Source organism: Rhodococcus sp. 14-2496-1d (genome assembly GCF_002259365.1).
Classification (GTDB): Bacteria; Actinomycetota; Actinomycetes; order Mycobacteriales; family Mycobacteriaceae; genus Rhodococcoides.
Genome location: NZ_NPFV01000013.1, coordinates 168,217 through 185,824 on the forward strand (window position 1 = coordinate 168,217; position 17,608 = coordinate 185,824).

At 67.3% G+C, this 17,608-nt stretch carries 22 protein-coding genes and 1 riboswitch; of the genes, 10 read left to right on the forward strand and 12 right to left on the reverse strand.

Features of this window, described 5'->3' with window-relative positions:
* Positions 1 to 44 precede the first annotated feature (44 nt).
* Both CH296_RS10620 and CH296_RS10625 read right to left on the reverse strand, forming a co-directional pair.
* Positions 45 to 854 (reverse strand): CPBP family intramembrane glutamic endopeptidase, encoded by an 810-nt coding sequence (locus tag CH296_RS10620; RefSeq protein WP_032396467.1) that lies wholly within the window; start codon positions 852 to 854, stop codon positions 45 to 47.
* 34 nt (positions 855 to 888) lie between these two features.
* Positions 889 to 1,656 (reverse strand): DUF2470 domain-containing protein, encoded by a 768-nt coding sequence (locus CH296_RS10625; protein WP_032396466.1) that lies wholly within the window; start codon positions 1,654 to 1,656, stop codon positions 889 to 891.
* A 199-nt stretch (positions 1,657 to 1,855) separates the two neighbouring features.
* On the opposite strand from CH296_RS10625, the gene CH296_RS10630 reads away from it, so the two are divergent.
* The 3 genes from CH296_RS10630 to CH296_RS10640 are packed head-to-tail and all read left to right on the forward strand — an operon-like array spanning position 1,856 to position 4,182.
* Positions 1,856 to 2,578, forward strand: a complete 723-nt coding sequence (locus CH296_RS10630) for a hypothetical protein (RefSeq protein ID WP_094684674.1) — start codon at positions 1,856 to 1,858, stop codon at positions 2,576 to 2,578.
* Between the two features lie 9 nt (positions 2,579 to 2,587).
* Complete coding sequence (gene pheA / locus CH296_RS10635) at positions 2,588 to 3,520, forward strand: prephenate dehydratase (RefSeq protein WP_045197959.1); 933 nt, start codon at positions 2,588 to 2,590, stop codon at positions 3,518 to 3,520.
* Positions 3,517 to 4,182, forward strand: coding sequence for a histidine phosphatase family protein (locus CH296_RS10640; protein WP_094646363.1), 666 nt, complete (start codon positions 3,517 to 3,519; stop codon positions 4,180 to 4,182). The genes pheA and CH296_RS10640 overlap by 4 nt, the downstream gene beginning before the upstream one ends.
* Here the strand turns inward: CH296_RS10640 and CH296_RS10645 are convergent.
* From CH296_RS10645 to CH296_RS10660, 4 genes are all read right to left on the reverse strand, one after another.
* Positions 4,175 to 5,002, reverse strand: coding sequence for an ESX secretion-associated protein EspG (locus CH296_RS10645; RefSeq protein WP_094684675.1), 828 nt, complete (start codon positions 5,000 to 5,002; stop codon positions 4,175 to 4,177). The two genes, CH296_RS10640 and CH296_RS10645, sit on opposite strands and share 8 nt — an antisense overlap.
* Positions 4,999 to 6,168 carry a PPE domain-containing protein gene (locus CH296_RS10650; protein WP_179277692.1) on the reverse strand — a complete coding sequence of 390 codons (1,170 nt, stop codon included), beginning with the start codon at positions 6,166 to 6,168 and terminating at the stop codon, positions 4,999 to 5,001. Before CH296_RS10650 ends, CH296_RS10645 begins: the two co-directional genes overlap by 4 nt.
* 70 nt (positions 6,169 to 6,238) lie before the next feature.
* Positions 6,239 to 6,550 (reverse strand): PE family protein, encoded by a 312-nt coding sequence (locus CH296_RS10655; RefSeq protein ID WP_032381057.1) that lies wholly within the window; start codon positions 6,548 to 6,550, stop codon positions 6,239 to 6,241.
* An 88-nt stretch (positions 6,551 to 6,638) separates the two neighbouring features.
* Positions 6,639 to 7,205 carry a histidine phosphatase family protein gene (locus CH296_RS10660; protein WP_256980410.1) on the reverse strand — a complete coding sequence of 189 codons (567 nt, stop codon included), beginning with the start codon at positions 7,203 to 7,205 and terminating at the stop codon, positions 6,639 to 6,641.
* A 144-nt stretch (positions 7,206 to 7,349) separates the two neighbouring features.
* Positions 7,350 to 7,425: riboswitch (cobalamin riboswitch) on the forward strand.
* A gap of 70 nt (positions 7,426 to 7,495) precedes the next feature.
* Here CH296_RS10660 and CH296_RS10665 point away from each other — a divergent pair.
* Both CH296_RS10665 and CH296_RS10670 read left to right on the forward strand, forming a co-directional pair.
* A complete protein-coding gene (locus CH296_RS10665; protein ID WP_032396459.1) occupies positions 7,496 to 7,690 on the forward strand; it encodes a CbtB domain-containing protein in 195 nt (64 codons plus the stop codon).
* On the forward strand, positions 7,681 to 8,475 hold the full coding sequence (locus CH296_RS10670; protein WP_094684676.1) for a CbtA family protein: 795 nt from the start codon (positions 7,681 to 7,683) through the stop codon (positions 8,473 to 8,475). The genes CH296_RS10665 and CH296_RS10670 overlap by 10 nt, the downstream gene beginning before the upstream one ends.
* Positions 8,476 to 8,609: 134 nt before the next feature.
* On the opposite strand, the gene CH296_RS10675 is transcribed toward CH296_RS10670, so the two are convergent.
* On the reverse strand, positions 8,610 to 8,942 hold the full coding sequence (locus CH296_RS10675) for a metallopeptidase family protein (protein WP_082073870.1): 333 nt from the start codon (positions 8,940 to 8,942) through the stop codon (positions 8,610 to 8,612).
* 13 nt (positions 8,943 to 8,955) lie between these two features.
* Positions 8,956 to 10,041: a septum formation family protein gene (locus CH296_RS10680; protein WP_032396457.1), complete on the reverse strand. Its 1,086-nt coding sequence runs from the start codon at positions 10,039 to 10,041 to the stop codon at positions 8,956 to 8,958.
* A 34-nt stretch (positions 10,042 to 10,075) separates the two neighbouring features.
* Here CH296_RS10680 and CH296_RS10685 point away from each other — a divergent pair, with 34 nt between their 5' ends.
* Together CH296_RS10685 and serS are read left to right on the forward strand one after the other, a co-directional pair.
* A complete protein-coding gene (locus CH296_RS10685) occupies positions 10,076 to 10,468 on the forward strand; it encodes an ankyrin repeat domain-containing protein (protein ID WP_032396456.1) in 393 nt (130 codons plus the stop codon).
* 11 nt (positions 10,469 to 10,479) lie between these two features.
* Positions 10,480 to 11,733: a serine--tRNA ligase gene (gene serS, locus CH296_RS10690; protein WP_032396455.1), complete on the forward strand. Its 1,254-nt coding sequence runs from the start codon at positions 10,480 to 10,482 to the stop codon at positions 11,731 to 11,733.
* 146 nt (positions 11,734 to 11,879) lie between these two features.
* Here the strand turns inward: serS and CH296_RS10695 are convergent, their stop codons facing one another.
* Positions 11,880 to 12,749, reverse strand: a complete 870-nt coding sequence (locus CH296_RS10695; RefSeq protein WP_094684677.1) for a hypothetical protein — start codon at positions 12,747 to 12,749, stop codon at positions 11,880 to 11,882.
* 86 nt (positions 12,750 to 12,835) lie between these two features.
* On the opposite strand from CH296_RS10695, the gene CH296_RS10700 reads away from it, so the two are divergent.
* Positions 12,836 to 13,576 (forward strand): 1-acyl-sn-glycerol-3-phosphate acyltransferase, encoded by a 741-nt coding sequence (locus tag CH296_RS10700; RefSeq protein WP_094631858.1) that lies wholly within the window; start codon positions 12,836 to 12,838, stop codon positions 13,574 to 13,576.
* 9 nt (positions 13,577 to 13,585) lie between these two features.
* Positions 13,586 to 14,071: a GNAT family N-acetyltransferase gene (locus CH296_RS10705; RefSeq protein WP_032396452.1), complete on the forward strand. Its 486-nt coding sequence runs from the start codon at positions 13,586 to 13,588 to the stop codon at positions 14,069 to 14,071.
* Here CH296_RS10705 and CH296_RS10710 read toward each other — a convergent pair whose 3' ends face one another.
* Entirely contained in the window at positions 14,072 to 15,523 is a 1,452-nt protein-coding gene (locus tag CH296_RS10710) for a cell wall metabolism sensor histidine kinase WalK (RefSeq protein WP_094684678.1), read from the reverse strand. It lies immediately after the preceding gene.
* Complete coding sequence (locus CH296_RS10715; RefSeq protein ID WP_235386961.1) at positions 15,520 to 16,203, reverse strand: response regulator transcription factor; 684 nt, start codon at positions 16,201 to 16,203, stop codon at positions 15,520 to 15,522. Before CH296_RS10715 ends, CH296_RS10710 begins: the two co-directional genes overlap by 4 nt.
* 128 nt (positions 16,204 to 16,331) lie before the next feature.
* On the opposite strand from CH296_RS10715, the gene CH296_RS29800 reads away from it, so the two are divergent.
* Entirely contained in the window at positions 16,332 to 17,009 is a 678-nt protein-coding gene (locus CH296_RS29800) for a hypothetical protein (RefSeq protein WP_143546346.1), read from the forward strand.
* A gap of 73 nt (positions 17,010 to 17,082) precedes the next feature.
* On the opposite strand, the gene CH296_RS10725 is transcribed toward CH296_RS29800, so the two are convergent.
* A partial coding sequence (locus CH296_RS10725) for an HNH endonuclease signature motif containing protein (RefSeq protein ID WP_143546347.1) occupies positions 17,083 to 17,608 on the reverse strand: 526 nt, incomplete at its 5' end.

The window sequence follows — 17,608 nt, forward strand, 5'->3', positions numbered from 1 at the left end:
TGTAACCGTCGTCGCGGGAACAGCGGTCTTACTCGACGTCCGATTCACGGGAGCCACGACAGATGTTCGCGCAGGAGGGCGTAGCCGACGAAGGCGACGATGTCGATCAGAGCGTGCGCGATCAGCAGGGGCCACAGTCTGCCGGTGCGCTGCCAGTAGCGGCCGAACACCAGGCCCATGAGGAAGTTCCCGACACCACCGCCCACACCTTGATAGAAGTGATAGCTGCCGCGCAGCAGCGACGAGCACAGCAGGGACGCGTTCTCGCTCAGACCGAGTCTGCGCAGGCGAGAGATCAGGTACGCCACGACGATGATCTCCTCGGCACCGGAGTTGGCCAGCGCGTACAGAATCAGTGCGGGCACGCGCCACCAGTGGTCGTCGAGGGCGCTGGGAACGACATTCAGGTTGAACCCGAGGGCGTTGCCCACCAGATACAGCGCCAGGCCGGGCAGCCCGATCAGTGCGGCCAGTCCGACGCCGTGACCGAGGTCGATCTTCAGCCGCGGACGGGCCAGCCCGATCGCTCGTGGTGCGAGATCGGCTCGCCACAGCAGGTACAACCCCAGGGCACCCCAGGCGCACAGACGCAGGATGCTCAGCAGCTGGAACAGCAGATCGATCAGGCTGAAACTCGACCGCGACGAGTTCAGCGCCACGGTCTGATCGGACAGGGCAGCGGTCTGCAGCGCGTCCTCGACGAGCGAGAGGATGCTGCTCATACCGCTCAGGCCGAACGTCACCAGCAGGACGATCGCGATCTCGACCTTGATGGTGGTGCGTTCGCGGGCATCGGGCGGGGGAGCCGTGCTCGCGGGCGGCGGTGGCGTCAACCAGCTCTTGAAGTCGATCACCGCACGAGTCTGCCCTGTTTCGTGCAGTGAGGTGTCAGCCGCGGGCGCGTAGTCCGTTCAGGAACGGGCAACCGGCGAGAACGCGAAGCGCGCGACTGAGGGAGAGGACGTCCTGGACGGGCTCGGTGAATCCCAGCCGGACGTCGTTGTCGCCGCATTCGCCCTCGATCCGCAGTCGAATGCCGTAGCGATCGATGCCCAGCGGCCGGATTCGACCCTGCCGCAGCGACGGCGGGAGGCGTCGGGCCAATTGGGCCAGCAGGTCCGGGTGGTCGGCGTCGAGGTGCTCGAGCCAGCTGGTCTCCATCTCCCAGAAGGGATCGGGTTCGGCGGCCAGCAGTGTGTCGACGTCGACCGGCTCCGCTCCGGTGCTGTCGGCGACCACGGCGGAGGTGACGATCAGACGCATCAGCGAGGTGGTGTGGCCGACGTCGAGCAGGGCCGGATGCGGATGCTCGGCGGCCACCGCTCCGGCCATGGGTCGCATCAGCGATTCCGGAACCGGACGTAGATCGCCCCGAAGCCACACCAACGACCGCACCGGCTCACGCAGGGCGAGCGGCGCGTGATCGGTCAGTTCGAGGACGGCGGGCGTTCCGGCACGGGAGGACTGCCCGGTGACCGCACTGTCGAGGGAGTCGGTGGGGACGGCGAGGATCATCTCCCCGTTGGGACGAAGGTGGTGCAGGGTGGTGATCACCGGGCCGCTGCCGTCGATGGCCAGGGCTGCGCCCTCGGCGCGCATGCAGGCACTGCGCACGCGTTCGGCGGTGGTCGGTCCGGTGGTGGTTGCGCCGAGCATGGGCTCCTCCGATGCGATCGGTCAGGCGAGTAGGTGAGGCAAACCTAAGTTAGCGCGGTGTGGCGAGGATCGCAAGACCCAGGCCACGGGAGTGGAGCCTGCGGAACGACCCAGGCCCCGGGAGTGGAGCCTGCGGAACGACCCAGGCCCCGGGAGTGGAGCCTGCGGAACGACCCAGAGCCGGGTCTACCGTTGAGGCGTGCCGATTCCGCTGACCCTCGGTGTGCCACACCGACCCGACCCGAACGCGCTCGTCCACGGACTGCTGCAGCCGATCTGTGCCGACGCCCACTCGCTCGCCGCTGCCCCGCGTGGATCCGAGTACGGCCCGCCCGTCGTGCGGGCTTCGACCCTGCTCGAACTGTCCGAGTCGGACGACCTCGGGCGCATCGCGGTGCACCTCGACATCGACCCCGACGAGCTCCGGGCCGGTATGACCGGCGGCTACGAGGCCGTACGGTTCCACGTCGACGCCCCGGTCGAGCACCTCGCCGATGCGCTCACGCTGCGGTTGCCCTCGCCGTTGGTCGTCTTCCCGATGTTCGACGCGATCGACGTGGCCGAGACCGCGGAGGCCGTCGTCCTCGCCCACCGGACTCCTGGCATCGACGTCGGCGACACCCCACGGCGCATCGCCGACGTCCTCGCGGTGGTCTCGCACGCCGATGTGGGCCTCGTCGCCCGCGCCGACTCCGGCGACGATGTGCTCGCGATCCTTGCTGCGACGGTGGCGTCGCTGCGCGGGGACGACATCGCCTCGGCCCTCGCCGCTCCGAACGTCGCCGCACTGCGGGCTCTCATCCCCGAGGCGGCCGAGGCGGTGCGCGAGGTGCTGCTCGGAATCGAGATCGCCGACGCTGCTGCCGCCCGCGCCCGGCTCGTCGACGTCGGTTTGATCGCTTCACGGACGTCGACAACGTAACCTCGAGGCGTGCCTCGCATCGCTTACTTCGGCCCATCGGGAACGTTCACGGAGATGGCGCTTGCTCAGTTCGAGAGGCTCGGAACGTTCGGCGCAGTCGGCCTGGACGGGGCGGTCGAGCGGATATCGGCGTCGAACCCGCCGTCAGCGCTCGAGGCCGTGCGATCGGGTGCGGCCGACGCGGCCGTGGTCCCCATCGAAAGCTCCATCGAGGGAGCGGTTCCACCGACGCTCGACGCGTTGTCGGAGGGCCGCCGGTTGCAGATCGTCGCCGAGACCGAGATCGAGGTGGCCTTCACCATTCTCGGCGGTCCCGGTGTCACCCTCGATTCGGCCCGCACGGTCAGCGCCTACCCGATCGCACTCAATCAGGTGCGCCAGTGGCTGCAGGCTGCCATGCCCGACGCCGTGGTGCAGTCCGCGTCGTCCAATGCCGGTGCAGCGGAAGACGTTGCGGCCGGAATGGTCGATGCCGCGGTGTCGACGCGGCTCGCCGGTGAGCGTCTGAAGTTGCCGCAGTTGGCCGACGGGATCATCGACGTGGAGGGCGCAAGGACTCGCTTCGTGCTGGTGACCGCGCCGCAATCGGTGCCTGCGCGCACCGGTGCCGACCGCACCTCGGTGGTGCTCGAACCGCCGAACGATCCGGGCACACTGCCGGCAGCGTTGGCCGAGTTCGGAATTCGCAACATCGACCTCACGTTCATCGAATCACGGCCCACGCGTTCACGATTCGGAACGTACAGGTTCTTCGTCGACTGCGCGGGTCACATCGACGACCCGCTCGTCGCGGAGATGCTGGCCGCATTTCACCGCAAGATGCCCCTGCGCTTCCTCGGATCCTGGCCCACCACAACGGGAACGGGTGGATCGGTACCGCCGCCGATCGACGAACACGTGCAGTGGGTAGCAGACGTTCGTGCCGGACGCGGTGATCTGTGATGGGCAAACTGATTCTGGTCCGGCACGGTCAGACGACGGCCAACGTCGCGAAGGTACTGGACACCTCACCGCCGGGAGCCGAACTCACCGAGCTGGGGCACCAGCAGGCCGAGGCCTACGCGCAGACCTGGATCGGACGCCCACCCGCGGTGCTGGTGTCCTCGGTTGCGTTGCGCGCCAAGCAGACTGCCGGCTACATCGAGCGAGCTACCGGGGTTCCCCTGCTGGTGACCGAGGGAATCCAGGAGACCTTTGCCGGAGATCTCGAGGACCGCGACGACCCGGATGCGCACCGGGAGTTCACCGAGATCTTCAGTCGCTGGCACGCCGGAGATCTGGCGGCGACCGTGCCCGGAGGCGACAGCGGACATTCGGTTCTGGAGCGCTACGTCCCGGTGCTCGACGGCCTCCGCGCGCAGTACCTGGGTGACGACACCGCAGGCGACGTCGTCGTCGTCAGCCACGGTGCCGCAATCCGACTGGTCGCGGCGGTGCTGGCCGGCGTCGAGGGCACGTTCGCGGCCGACAACCATCTCGACAACACTCACACCGTCGAGCTGCTCCCGCTGCCGGACGGCGAGTGGTCCTGCGTCCGGTGGGGCACGTTCCTGCCACCGTTCGAGGGCAAGGGCAGCGACGAGGCCGACAACCCGATCAGTTAGCGAGAAGGCCCTGCGCCGATGAGATCAGCTCGGCCAGGGCAGCGGTAACTCGGCGATCCGTTGCGCCGGTCAGTGAACTCCACGACGTGCCGTCGGCGGCGAGGGTGGAGGTGGCGAGGATGCGTCCGGCTCGGGTGTCGAACAGGGCGACCGGTCTGCCGGCCACATGGCGGGTGCCGTTGCTGCGGGCCACGGCCGTGATCTCGGTTCTGCCTGCGCACGTGGCCATCGCCGACGCCAGAGCCGCGGTGCGGTCGGGCGCTATCCCGATTCCGCGTAGCCGAGACGCGGTTGCTCCGACGTCGCTCGGTGCCGCATCGAGTGCCTCGGCCAGCAGATCGGTGGGCGCATTGATACTGCCCGGATCGAATGCGACAGCCGAGCCGATCGACACCGCGAGGTCTCGGGCCGGATCACCGTCGACGGCGCGGATGGTGACCACGTCGTCTCGCCGCACCGCCGACACCGTCAATCGATCGTCGGACGCAACGCAGATCCGAGTGGCCGGAACGGGCTCGGCACTCTCGACGTCGAACACACGGACCGAGACATACCAGCGAGGTTGTTCGAGAACACGCATCCACTGCCGAAGATCCTCGTGGACGCGGCCGCCGGCCGACAGTCCGGCCGAGTCGAGGGAGCAGCGGCCACGTTCCAATGCGGAATCCCGCGCAGCTGCGTCGTCGAAACGCGGGAACACGTTCAGGACGACGGGTAGCTCGACGATCGACAGTTCGTCGACCAAGAAATCCATCTCGTCCGCACCGAGTGAGGCGATCGGCAATGTGTGGCCCACCGGCACGGTTCCCAAGTCGATCAACGGCCGTTCCCGTTGATGTCCGGCACGGTCGGATCCGCGCCGATGACGGACGGCGCGACGGTGCGGCCGTCCGCGAAGTGCTCGAACTGCTTGAGGTAGTCCGGGGTCTGGTGTTCGTCGTCCTCGGCCTGCCCGCGCGTGCCGGATGCCGGGGCGCCGGCCGCGCCCGTTCCGCGCTGAGCGAGGCCGCTATCGGCCGGGGATGGTGCGCCGAACGCCGTCGGACCGCTCTGAACAGCACCGGCCGGCATCGAGCCACCACCTCCTGGCCCCAACGTCGAACCAGGGAGTCCGCCGCCACCGCCGAGCCCACCTGCTCCGCCTGCGCCGCCGCCGAACGACACCGGACGCGTGGACGCCGGACCGACGGCAGGAGATGCCGAAACGCCGGGCGCGAATCCACCACCGGCCCCGACGCCACCGGACAGTGCACTCGACCCGATGTTGGAGGCGGCGGTGGCCACGGTCGAGACGCCGGTACTGGCGATGGAGGTGGCAGCACTACCGATCTGACCTGCCGCCGCGGCAACACCGGGATTCTGGGTTGCGGCCATCAGGCCGCCGATCGCGGCCTGAACCGGCGATGTCATCAGCGCGCCGTCGGCGAATCTGCCGAGGCCGGTGCCCGAATCGGAGACGATGGCCGGCGGCCGGTCGAACGTGGTCTGGACGATGCGGTGCGAGGAGACCAGCTCGAAGCCCTCCATCACCATCGCGGCGCGGATGTCGAGCAGTCGATCGGCCACCTCGGCCGCCTCGTAGCTGCCGTTCATCACGCCACCCGTCGAGGCGGCGGTGACCTTGGCCGCCTGCACGGCTCCGATCTCGACGAGGGAGGGCATGGTCGCCAACGCCACGCCGTACGAGGTGCCTGCCGCCGGGGCCTCGACCGAGAGCGCCGCTGCCTTGACTGCCGTGGCGGCAGTCCAGGTCGCGAAGCGGCCGAGCGCAGCCTGAGCGAGCAGTGCCGACTCGCCTTCCCAGCCTGCGGTCAAAGCCGCGGTGACGGCGGCGATACTCGCCGATGCCTCGGTGAACGCCGCAGCGACCGAACCCCACGCACCGCCGGCGACGTGCAACGGCACCGGTCCAGAACCGAGCAATCGCGTCGAGTTTCCCGTCGCCGTGCGTGGCAGCCACACCACACCTGTCACTCCGAGCGTCATCTGATGGCCCCCATGATGTTCGAGCGTTGTGTCGTTTCGAGCGTTGTCTGCTGCGGTCGAGTTCGGTGCGTCAGATGCCGGGTAGGCCGGGCAGGCCCCCGGCGGTGTCGTCGTCGGTGGCCACGTAGTCCGCGGCCTGTTTCCGCAGTTCCTCGGCTGCCCGGTGCAACTCCGAAATGCCCTGTGCTGCAGCGGGTCCGAAGGTATCGGCCGCGGTGCCGAAGAATCGTTCGGTCAGCAACGAGACCTCGTCGGTGCCCGGTGGTAGCGGCCGCACGGGGATTGCCGTCGCAGTGACAGCTGCCTGCAAGCGAGCGGCGACCGCATCGAGCTCGGAGGCAGCGAGCTGCAGTGCCACCGGATCCACCTTGATGACGGTCATGAGCCACGCTCCTTGATCGAAGAACTTTGCGCTGTCGGTAGGTAGGACGCCGCCGTGTTCGGTTCGGTTCCCTCGACGCGAGAAAAATTCAGACGAACTTCCGGGCCACCGAGCCCACAGTCCACGCGCCGCCTCGACGGCTGACCGCCGTGCGCGTGAGCGGGGAGACGTCGATGCGCCAGAACGAGGACACCGGGGCCGCCAACACCAGCACCACCACGGCTCGAACGACGGCAGGAGAGGTAACCGCCAGCGTGCGGCCAGGCGTCGATCCGACAGTACTCAGCCACGTCTCGACGCGAGAGAACAGCGCGACGAGGGACTCGCCACCCGGCGGAACGAACGCCGGATCGCCCAACCAGGCCATCGCGTCGGCGTCGGGCAGATCGGTCATCTCGAGACCGGACCACCGGCCGTAATCGATGTCGGCCAACGCGGGTTCGACCGAGATGTCCGAGCCGAAGATGCGCGCCGTGGAGACCGAGCGGGTTTCCGGGCCGGACAGGACGCGGCCGGCTCGGGGAATGTCGGTCACCGCGGCAAGGTCCCGCAGACCCGCGTCGTCGAGTGGTTCGTCGCCGGGAAACCGGCCGGTGCGCATCGCGTCGGTTCTGGCGTGGCTCACCAGGATCAGTCGGGTCACGGGCGCACTCACTGGGTCATTGTGGCGCAGGCACCGTGTGGTTGTGGCTCAGGCACCGTGCCATTTGGGCATCGAGCTGCGGTGGATCGGGACAGCGATTGACACAGCATCGCGTTCGGTGCCACAGTTCGCAGGTTAGACGCGATGTACGCAGGTAATCCGGTGAAAATCCGGAGCGGTTGCGCCACTGTGATCGACGTCGGGCATATGTCCGAATTCGAGAGTCAGAAAACTCGTTCATCGCATGGCCGTCCCCGTTTTCGAGCGGGGACTACGGGACGCATATCCCAGAAGGACACACCATGGCAATCATTCACGCACCCAGTAATACGACGGAGTCGGCTGCCCTTGCCGTCATCGTCGCCGCAACGATTCTGCTCGCTTTCGTCGTGCTCTACCTCGTCGGTTTCGATCAGGGCGCGATCTCCCGCAGTGGCATGTACATGCACGAACTGATGCACGACGGCCGCCACCTGCTGGGCCTGCCATGCCACTGACCGACACACACGGCCCGACACTGCAGGGCACCTTCGTCCAACTCCTGGTGCGAGGTCTGCTCGCCGGACTCCTCGCAGGCCTGCTCGCCGGAGCCGTCGCCTACGTCGTCGGTGAGCCACACATCGACTCGGCCATCGCCATCGAAGAAGCAGCCGGTGCCGACGACCATCACACCGACAGCGCCCCTGCCGCACATTCGCACGGGGACGAGGACCCGCTCGTCAGTCGCGACGGACAACGCGTCGGACTGTTCCTCGCCACCGGACTCGCAGGCCTGGCCCTGGGCGCGATCTTCGCCTCGGCACTGCACTACGGGCGACGCTTCAGCTCCCTGCCGGGATCGGTACTGGCCCTCGTCGGGGCCGGTGCCGGATGGGTGGCCATCGAAGCGGTGCCGTTCTTCAAGTACCCGGCCAACCCGCCCGCGGTCGGCGATCCGGAGACCATCACCCAGCGCACCTGGCTGTGGCTGGCGACCGTGATTCTCGGTCTGCTGGCCGTCGCGATCGGGATCTACATCGCCAAGGCGGTCGCATCGCAGCATTCGGTGGCGATCCGCGTCGGCGCACCGCTGCTCGCGTTCCTGGTTGTGGTCGGGATCGGCTATGCGCTGTTGCCCGGTGTGAACGAGGTCGGCTCGGACTTCCCCGCCACCCTGCTCTGGGAATTCCGACTGTCGTCCCTGGCCACCCAGGCGACCCTGTGGCTGACTCTGGGACTGGCATTCGCGTTCCTCACCGACCGCGCAGTACGCCCGATCCGCCGCGAGGCAGTCACGGCGTAGCCCGGTTCTGCGTCAATGGACCATTGCACCGCTCAGACGTGTGCAATGGTCCATTCACGCGTCCGGGGGTGAGCGGTGCGAGGGTGAACCGGTCGAGGGTGAGCGAGCGGTCCGGGGGAGGGGAGTGAGTGTGCTCAGCCGAATCCGAGTTGATGCAGTCGCTCGTCGTCGATGCCGAAGTGATGTCCGATTTCGTGGGCGACGGTGATTGCAATTTCCCGTCGGGCCTCGTTTTCGTCGTCGACCATCTCGAGGATCGGTTTGCGGTAGATGGTGATGACGTCCGGTAGGTGGCCGCTGTACTCGTAGCGTTCGGTCAGCGCGATGCCCTCGTACAGTCCGAGGATGTCCTCGGTGGGGTGTTCCTCCTCGACGAGAACCACCACGTTGTTCATGAAGTCGGTGAGTTCGCGCGGCAGGGTGTCGAGTGCGTCGGACACGGCTTCCTCGAAGTCGACACGCGTCATGTGGGTGGGAATGTCACCCTCCGGTGGTGATCGGGGCGGCACCGGGCAGTGGTGTCGGCAATGCGCGGCCGTCGGGAGCGGAGGGCGGCGGGACGGGAGCTGCACCGTTGATGAGGATGTCGCCCTTGGCGGTACCGACGATGGTCGCGAAGCCGCCGGAATCGAGTTCCTTGCCCACCGAGCACGTCACCTGCCTGCTACCGGCGAGCCAACTTGCGACGTCGATGGTGTCCCAGAACAGGGTGAGCGTCTTGTCTCGCAGTGCGGTATCCGAGCCGAGGTAGCCGTTGACGGCGTCGGTGCACGTGGCTTCCAGGTATGCGTCCTGGTCGGCCTCGGACGGGTGTCCGCCGGGGAACTGCTGCGTCAGGTTGATCACCGACGCCACCTCGTACGCGTGCGGTGCCGAGCAGTCCACCGGATCGGCAGGCACGTTCTGGTTGATGCCGACGCAGGTGCCGGTCGGCCAGACCTTCGATTGGTCCTGGTCGAGAATCGAGCCGGTCATCTCCATCAGCGCACCGGTGTTCGACGGCATCTGCACTCCGCAGCGCAATGTCCGCTCACCCTTGGCCCATCCGGCCTGGCTGGGGAACATCAGCCCGACGCCGAAGCGTCCGTTGGGATCGAACTTGGCTCCGACGTAGTCGTCGACGGCGGCCTCGCAGTGTTCGTCGCGCAGTTCGCTGAACCGGATGGAACCGGGATACGGCGAGCCCGGACCGAACTCGACGCCGGGGTAGACGCTCATGTCGATGTCGCGAGCCACCTCGAAGCGATGGGGATCGGCGCAGGAAACTTCGGCGAGATCCTGTCGGTCCGTCTCCGGATCGTCGGTGGGTGTCCATTGCAGGCATGCGCCCGGATCGGCGGCACCGAAGGACGACGCCGAAACGGGGCCATCGGTCGCAGGCCCTCCGGCCGTCGCATGGGTGGTGATCTTCTCGGGCGTCGAGAACCCGTCGGAGAGAAAAACCGTCGCGCCCGCGGCCAGCACCGCACCGACCGCAACCATGGCCAGCCCGCGTCGAGCTGTGGTTGCAGACAGTGTTCGCCGAGACTTCTCGCTCGGCGGAGAGTCTGTTTCGTATCCGGACATCACCCTCCATCATGCCCGAGTATGTTCGGTCCTCATGAGCGACCCAACAGGTGACGACGACCTCAGCGAGCTCGCCGGCCGACTGTTCACGATGGCCCGCACCGGTGACGCGGCCGCTCTGGCGAGTTACGTCGACGCAGGCGTTCCGGTGAATCTGCACAACGAATCAGGTGACACGCTGGTCATGCTCGCCGCGTACCACGGACACACCGATGCTGTGCGTGCGCTGGTCGAGCGCGGTGCCGATGTGAACAAGCCCAACGACAAAGGGCAGACCCCACTCGCGGGCGCGGTCTTCAAAGGTGAGGACGACGTGGTGCGCGTGCTCGTCGACGGCGGAGCCGATCCACACGGCGGTCACCCGTCGGCAATCGATGCCGCCACGATGTTCGGACGCGAGGACTACCTGGGGTTGCTCGGCAAGTAAGGTTCGTTCTCGTGATCGACCTGAAATTCCTTCGCGAGAATCCCGATGCAGTGCGCGCCTCGCAGCGCACCCGAGGCGAGGACCCCGCTCTCGTCGACGCACTTCTCGATGCCGACGCCTCCCGCCGCGCTGCGGTGCTGGCGGGCGATCAGCTGCGTGCCGAGCAGAAAGCGTTGGGAAAGCAGGTAGGCAAGGCTTCCGCCGAGGACCGTCCCGCGCTGCTCGCCGGAGCGTCGGAGCTCGCTGCCAGAGTGAAGGCGGCTCAGGTCGCCGAAACCGAGGCCGACGCAGCCCTCGACACGGCCCATCGCGCGATCTCGAACATCGTCCAGGACGGCACGCCCGCAGGCGGCGAGGACGACTTCGTGCTGCTCGAGACCGTCGGGCAGATCCCGGAGTTCGATTTCGAGCCCAAGGATCACCTCGAGCTCGGCGAGTCACTGAACCTCATCGACATGGAACGCGGAGCCAAGGTCTCGGGTTCGCGCTTCTATTTCATGACCGGCTACGGCGCGCTGCTGCAGCAGGGATTGCTGCAGCTCGCCGCGCAGAAAGCCGTCAAGAACGGCTTCACCATGATGATCCCGCCGGTGCTGGTGCGGCCGGAGATCATGTCGGGAACCGGATTCCTCGGCGCACACGCAGACGAGATCTACCGCCTCGAAGCCGACGACCTCTACCTCGTCGGCACCTCCGAAGTAGCCCTCGCGGGCTACCACTCGGGCGAGATCATCGACCTCGCCGACGGCCCGAAACGGTACGCGGGATGGTCGTCGTGCTTCCGCCGCGAAGCGGGCAGCTACGGCAAGGACACCCGCGGCATCATCCGAGTGCACCAGTTCGACAAGATCGAGATGTTCTCCTACATCAAGCCCGAGGACGCAGCCGCCGAACACCAGAAGTTGCTGGAATACGAGAAGGAAATGCTCGCCGCCGTCGAGGTGCCCTACCGCGTCATCGACACCGCAGGCGGAGACCTCGGCTCCTCGGCAGCTCGTAAGTTCGACTGCGAGGCCTGGATTCCCACCCAGCAGGCCTACCGCGAACTGACCTCGACCTCGAACTGCACGACGTTCCAGGCCCGACGCCTCGGCGTGCGCTACCGCGACGAGAACGGCAAGCCCCAGACCGCGGCGACGCTCAACGGCACCCTCGCCACCACCCGCTGGATCGTCGCGATCCTCGAAAACCACCAGCAGGCCGACGGCACCGTCCGCGTCCCCGAGGCTCTGGTGCCCTTCGTCGGAACGGATGTTCTGCGCTAGTTGGGTCGTTCCGCAGGCTCCACTCCTGCGCTAGTTGGGTCGTTCCGCAGGCTCCACTCCTGCGCTAGTTGGGTCGTTCCGCAGGCTCCACTCCTGCGCTAGTTGGGTCGTTCCGCAGGCTCCACTCCTGCGCTAGTCCGGTCGGCTCAGGCGATATCGCCGATGCAGTAGCCCTCGCCGCCGATGGCCAGTACGAACGTGCGGTTCTGGTACACCCCGGACGCGTCGACGATGTCTGCGTTGACCTGGGTGTAGATGCCGTTCTGCCCGGTGACGAACACGCTGTCGGGGTCGAACGAGGTGATGCCGGGCAGGATGTCGGGATTGTCCACCAGTGGCGGGGCAGTGGGAACGCCGGTCCCGAGCGCATCCCAGGTCCGACGGCCGTCGCACACGATCGGGTACGTCTCTTCCACATCGCCGAGGTTGACCGGAGTCCCGGCGAGACGTCCCAGGTAGCGATCGACGGTGTAGACCGCGTCTGCCGCGTCGAACACGGGGGCGGTGCCGGTGGGGTAGACAGTGGGGCACGCGTAGCCGGACGCGATCTCACTGCGCTTCACGCTGACCGTTGCGGTGGGCCCGGTCCAGGTGACCGCGTACTGGCCGTCGACGCCGGGGGCGGCAACGGCAGCGAGGATCGCTGCGGGGTCGACGTACATCGTCGGAATGTCGGTGGGCGGAACCGTCCAGCACCGCACCGTGACGACGCCGATTCCGCCGCCGGTGAGGTCGCCCACGAACGGACGCAGCGCCATCGCGGCGTCGGGGTTTCCGGGAACCTCGCCGACGGGTGGGCCTGGCGGGATCGGTGGGGGCGTCGCGGTGGTCGCGGAGGCTGTGGTCGGAGTTGTCGTCGACGCCGCTGTCTCGGTGGTGGTGCTCGAGGCTCCGGACTGTTCGGACGGCAGTCCGACTGCGGAATCACAGGCTCCCACCAGCGCGAGCGTTGCGATCAGCGGCAGCGCGGTCCGGACGACCCTGGTCCGCCGTGGTGGTGCCGCACTGTTCTTCACGTCGTCTCTCCCCCGTTGCTTTCGACCGGACCTGTCATCTGCCGGACCTTTTCTCCGACATCGTCCACCGACTACGCTAACGGACTGTGGAACCCGTCTATCGATCAGTCATCGGCATCGCTCGTGCAGTGTTCGCGTTCGAGGGCCTGAAATTCGACGTCGAGGGCGAGGAACACATCCCTGCCACCGGCGGAGCCGTCATCGCCGTCAACCACACCGGATACATGGACTTCACCTACGCCGGGCTACCGCCACGACGGGTGAAGCGCTACATCCGATTCATGGCGAAGAAGGAAGTCTTCGACAACAAGATCTCCGGCCCGATCATGCGTGCACTGCGGCACATCCCCGTCGATCGAGGGGCCGGTGCGGAGTCGTACAAGTCGGCGGTCCAGAGCCTGCGCAACGGTGAACTCGTGGGCGTGTACCCGGAGGCGACCATCAGCCGCAGCTTCGAGATCAAGGAATTCAAGTCCGGCGCGGCGCGCATGGCCATCGAGGCAGGCGTGCCGATCATCCCGACGGTCATCTGGGGCGCACAGCGCGTGTGGACCAAGGGATACCCGAAACGGTTGGGCCGCACAAACACTCCTATCTCGATCGCCGTCGGTGAACCGCTACCGCCCGTTGGTCCGCCGAACGAACTGACCGAGAAGCTGCGCACGGTGATGCAGAAGATGCTGCTCGAACTTCAGGAGAACTATCACCACGAGGCAGGGGCCTACTGGGTGCCTGCGCGATTGGGCGGCAGCGCACCGACCCTCGAAGAGGCAGACAAGCTCGATGCCCAGGACCTCGCCGCGCGTGCGGCCAAGCGGGCCGAGTAGAGCCACGCGATGAACCTCCGTGGTGAACGGGTCGTGTTGCGGCCCGTCACCACCGAGGATGTGCCGGAGCTACGCCGAATACTGCACACCCCCGAGGTGTACGCGCGATGGGGCGACGAGGACGCCGACGAGAACTGGCCGTTCGACAACCCCGACGAGAAGCGTCTGGTCGTCGAATTGGACGGCGCACCAGTGGGATTGATCCAGTACGGCGAGGAGACCGATCCGATGTACCGGCACGCGTCGATCGATATCTTCCTCGACCCGGCAGTGCACGGCCGCGGCGTCGGAAAGGATGCCGTGGGCACGCTGGTGCGGTACCTGACAGCCGAACTGGGGCATCATCGTGTGGTGATCGACCCCGCTGCCGACAACGCGGCAGCGATAGCCTGTTACAGCGCAGTCGGATTCGAGCCGGTCGGGATCATGCGTCGATACGAGAAGGGCCCGAGCGGGTGGCACGACAGCCTGTTGATGGACTTGATCGTCGAGTAGCTATCGGTGGTTCGCCGGAGTGGAGCCCGCGGAACGACCCGTGGGGCCAGGAAGTGTCAGTCGGAACCGCGCGCCGGTAGGCCCTGCGGCACAGACGAGTTCGCCGCCATGAGCGCGCGCCAGCGTGCGCGCTATGGACAACCCGAGTCCGACGCCGCCGGAGGAACGGTCACGCGCAGCATTCAACCGAACGAGCCGCTCGAAGATGCGCTCACGATCGGCTTCGGCGACACCGGGACCGTCGTCGTCGACGGTGACGAACGCCTGTGACTCGGTTCCTGTCGTCACTCGGACGCTACCGCCCGGCGGCGTGAAGCGAGCGGCATTGTCGAGTACGTTCGACAGAACCTGCTCGATGCGGCCGACGTCCACCCTGACCGGCACCGGTTGCGAGGCGTCGACCTCGAACCGGACCTGCGGGGACAGCAGTGCAGCACGCTCGACGGTGCGTCGAACCACGTCGGCGAGATCCGCGTCGGACAACTCCAGCTCCGAAGTGTTCTCTGCACGAACGGAATCGAGCATGTCGCCCACCAGACGCGAGGCCCTGGCGGACTCGCCGACCAGCAAGTCGCTCCACCTGCCGACCCGATCGGGGCGGTGCTCCGCGTCGCGCTGCAACGACTGGGCCAGCGCCGAGATCCCGGCCACCGGTGTGCGCAGTTCGTGTGCCGCGTCGGCCAGGAATCGGCGCATGTCCTCCTCTGCCCGACGCGCCGACTGGGCTGCCGCAGCTTCCTTGCGCTCGGCATCCTCGAGGGCGTCGAGCATCTCGTCGACGGCCGATGCGGTGCGGCCCAGGTCGGTCTTCGGCTTGGACGGCAGTAGTCGTCGCCCTCTGTCGCCGTTGGTGATTCGGCGTGCGACCGACGTCATCGAGTCCAGGGGGGACAAGGCGCGCCTGACCGCGTAGATCAATGCGGCGGCGGCCAGTAGCAGAGTGACTGCACCGGCACCCATCATGAGAATGCGCAATTGTCGGCGCACATCTGCGATCGCGGTGGTGTCGCCGAGCAGTGACAGCGTCGATCCATCGGGCAAGGGCTCGGTGATTTCCAACGAATCCGACGGCGGGGCAGGAGGATCGGGTGGACCGGGAGGGCTGGGAGCCTTCGACTGGCCGGCGGGCGGAGCCGGGGTCGCGGGCCTGATATCCGGGCCGGGCGGTCCGCTGCCGGGTACGCCGTACACCGTGCCGTCCGCGGCGGTGACGCGAACCCGGATGGCGTCGCCCTGCAACGCCTGCACCAGATCACCGGGCCCGACGCCGCTGTCCACCAGCTCGACCGCACGGGATGCCCTGTCGGTCAACCGGGCCTCCAGATCACGCCGAAGCTGTTGACCGAGAACGACATCCACCGACGACCCGACGATCACCAGCAATATTGCGAACAGCACGACGACGGTGGCGACCACGCGGGTACGCAACGAGGGCGTGGGTGTGCGGTTCACTGCGGGGCCCGCAGAGCGTAACCGAGGCCGCGGACAGTGTGGATCAACCGTGGCCCATGGGCTTCCATCTTGCGACGCAACGCACTGATGTGAACTTCCACCAGGTTGCCGTCGTACGCGCCGTAGCCCCAGACCGATTCGAGGATGGACGTTTTGGACACCGTGCGTCCGCGCTGCGCGACCAAAAACGTGGCCAAGCGAAGTTCTGTCGCCGTCAGATCGAGGACGTGACCGGCGCGCGTGACGACCCCCGCGGATTCGTCCACCAATAGATCGCCCACTTGGATTGCGTCCGAGGATCTGCCGCGTCTACGCAGCACCGATCTCGCTCGCGCGACCACCTCGTCGAGCTGAAACGGCTTGACCACGTAGTCGTCTGCGCCGTCGCTCAATCCGCGCAGGCGGTCCTCCAACTGATCCTTCGCGGTGACCATGATGATTCCTGCATCGCTGCTCTGGCGGACGACGTCGATCAACGCGAACCCGTCCCGCGCGCCGGGCAGCATGACGTCGAGAATCACGACATCGGGGCGAAAGCCTGCCATCGTGGTGTCGAAGTCGTCACCGTCGGGCAAGGACGCAGCGGTGAATCCCGCGTCCTCGAACGCGGCGACCAGCGCCTCTCGGATGGGTAGCGAGTCCTCCACCACCATCACCCGGGGAGCGGAACTGTATGTCATGCCTCGATTGTCGCCCACCAGCTGAAGTGATCCTGAAGATGCGGCCGGCTTCAGGGTGACTTCAGCTAGCGGCGGCAGGGTCGATGACAGACCGAAACGAACGACAAAGACTCGAACAAGGAGTGAACGTGAACGATCAGACTCAACCGATCCCCGCCGCATCGAACCCGGAGCCAGTCCCCGGGAACGCGGTTCGAGAGACCCAACCGAAGCGGTGGAAGGGACGGGTGCCGATGGTGGCGACGGCCGCAGCGGGGCTCGCAGTAGGAGCGCTGGTGGCGTCGGCAGTCTTCGCTGCCACCGGTCCGGACGTCTCACCCGGAGTCTCCACGGTGGCGTCGTCGTCGACCCTCGGACAGCGGACCGACGGCGGTGGCGGGTCGGATGTACCTGCGGTGCCGGCAACCCCGGACTCCGGTGACGGATCGACGGTGCCCGCCGTTCCGACACCGCCAGGATCTGCGGACGGCGCAACTCCTCCGGCACCGGCGGACGGGGCAACTCCTCCGGTACCGGCGGACGGTGCCACTCCTCCGGCACCGGGGGACGGGGCAACTCCGCCTGCACCGCCCGCCGGGGGTCCGGGCAAGGGTGGGCCGAGTGGACCAGCTGAGGGTGGCCCGGGCAAGGGTGGACCTGCTCCTCTGTGCGCCCCGGCTGACGGTGCGACGCCGCCTGCCCCGGCTGACGGTGCGACGCCGCCTGCTCCGCCCACACCGGGTGCTGAGGGTGACGGTGTGACGCCGCCTGCTCCGGCAGATGGCGCGACTCCTCCCGCTCCGCCGGCAGCTCCCTCGGGTTCCTGAACCAACCTCTTCCAGCCCCGCACCGTGTTCTCGGTGCGGGGCTGGATTGTTTCTGCGGTTCGTGTGGGCAGGCTCAGGCGATGTGGGGGCCTGCTCGGGCGTGGGATGGTCGGGGTTGTCGGTACGGGTCGACGGTGGCCGGTGGCACGAACCACGGGTGGTTGTCGACGCCGATGAATACTTCCCAGTCACTGTGGTGGAGGAGTCGGTGGTGGAATCCGCACAGGAGGACGAGGTTGTTCATGTCGGTGGGTCCGCCGTCGCCCCAGTGCCGAATGTGGTGTCCTTCGGTCCAGGCGGCGGGTTTTCCGCAGCCGGGGAACGCGCAACCGTGATCGCGGGCGATGAGGGCTTTGCGTTGTTTGGCGGTGACGGTGCGTGCGGTGCGGGCGAGGTTGATCGGGGATCCGTGCTCGTCCATGACGATGGCGGTCAGGACACAGTCGCAGGCGAGTTGCCGGGAGGTGTTGCGGGAGAGTGGTCCCATCCAGGGCAGCCACCCGACGGTGGTGCCGTCGCCGAACAGGTCCCTGTATGCGCCGCGATCCGTTGCACGGCGGTCACTGCCACTGCCACTGCCACTGCCGTTGTCCGGCTCG

Coding starts and splice junctions, on each gene's coding strand:
- CH296_RS10705 (WP_032396452.1), top strand. CDS start 13,586: ATGAACCTCCGTGGTGAACGGGTCGTGTTGCGGCCCGTCACCACCGAG.
- CH296_RS10715 (WP_235386961.1), bottom strand. CDS start 16,203: ATGACATACAGTTCCGCTCCCCGGGTGATGGTGGTGGAGGACTCGCTA.
- CH296_RS10650 (WP_179277692.1), bottom strand. CDS start 6,168: ATGACGCTCGGAGTGACAGGTGTGGTGTGGCTGCCACGCACGGCGACG.
- CH296_RS10655 (WP_032381057.1), bottom strand. CDS start 6,550: ATGACCGTCATCAAGGTGGATCCGGTGGCACTGCAGCTCGCTGCCTCC.
- CH296_RS10665 (WP_032396459.1), top strand. CDS start 7,496: ATGGCAATCATTCACGCACCCAGTAATACGACGGAGTCGGCTGCCCTT.
- CH296_RS10680 (WP_032396457.1), bottom strand. CDS start 10,041: ATGTCCGGATACGAAACAGACTCTCCGCCGAGCGAGAAGTCTCGGCGA.
- CH296_RS10625 (WP_032396466.1), bottom strand. CDS start 1,656: ATGCTCGGCGCAACCACCACCGGACCGACCACCGCCGAACGCGTGCGC.
- CH296_RS10685 (WP_032396456.1), top strand. CDS start 10,076: ATGAGCGACCCAACAGGTGACGACGACCTCAGCGAGCTCGCCGGCCGA.
- CH296_RS10670 (WP_094684676.1), top strand. CDS start 7,681: ATGCCACTGACCGACACACACGGCCCGACACTGCAGGGCACCTTCGTC.
- CH296_RS10675 (WP_082073870.1), bottom strand. CDS start 8,942: ATGACGCGTGTCGACTTCGAGGAAGCCGTGTCCGACGCACTCGACACC.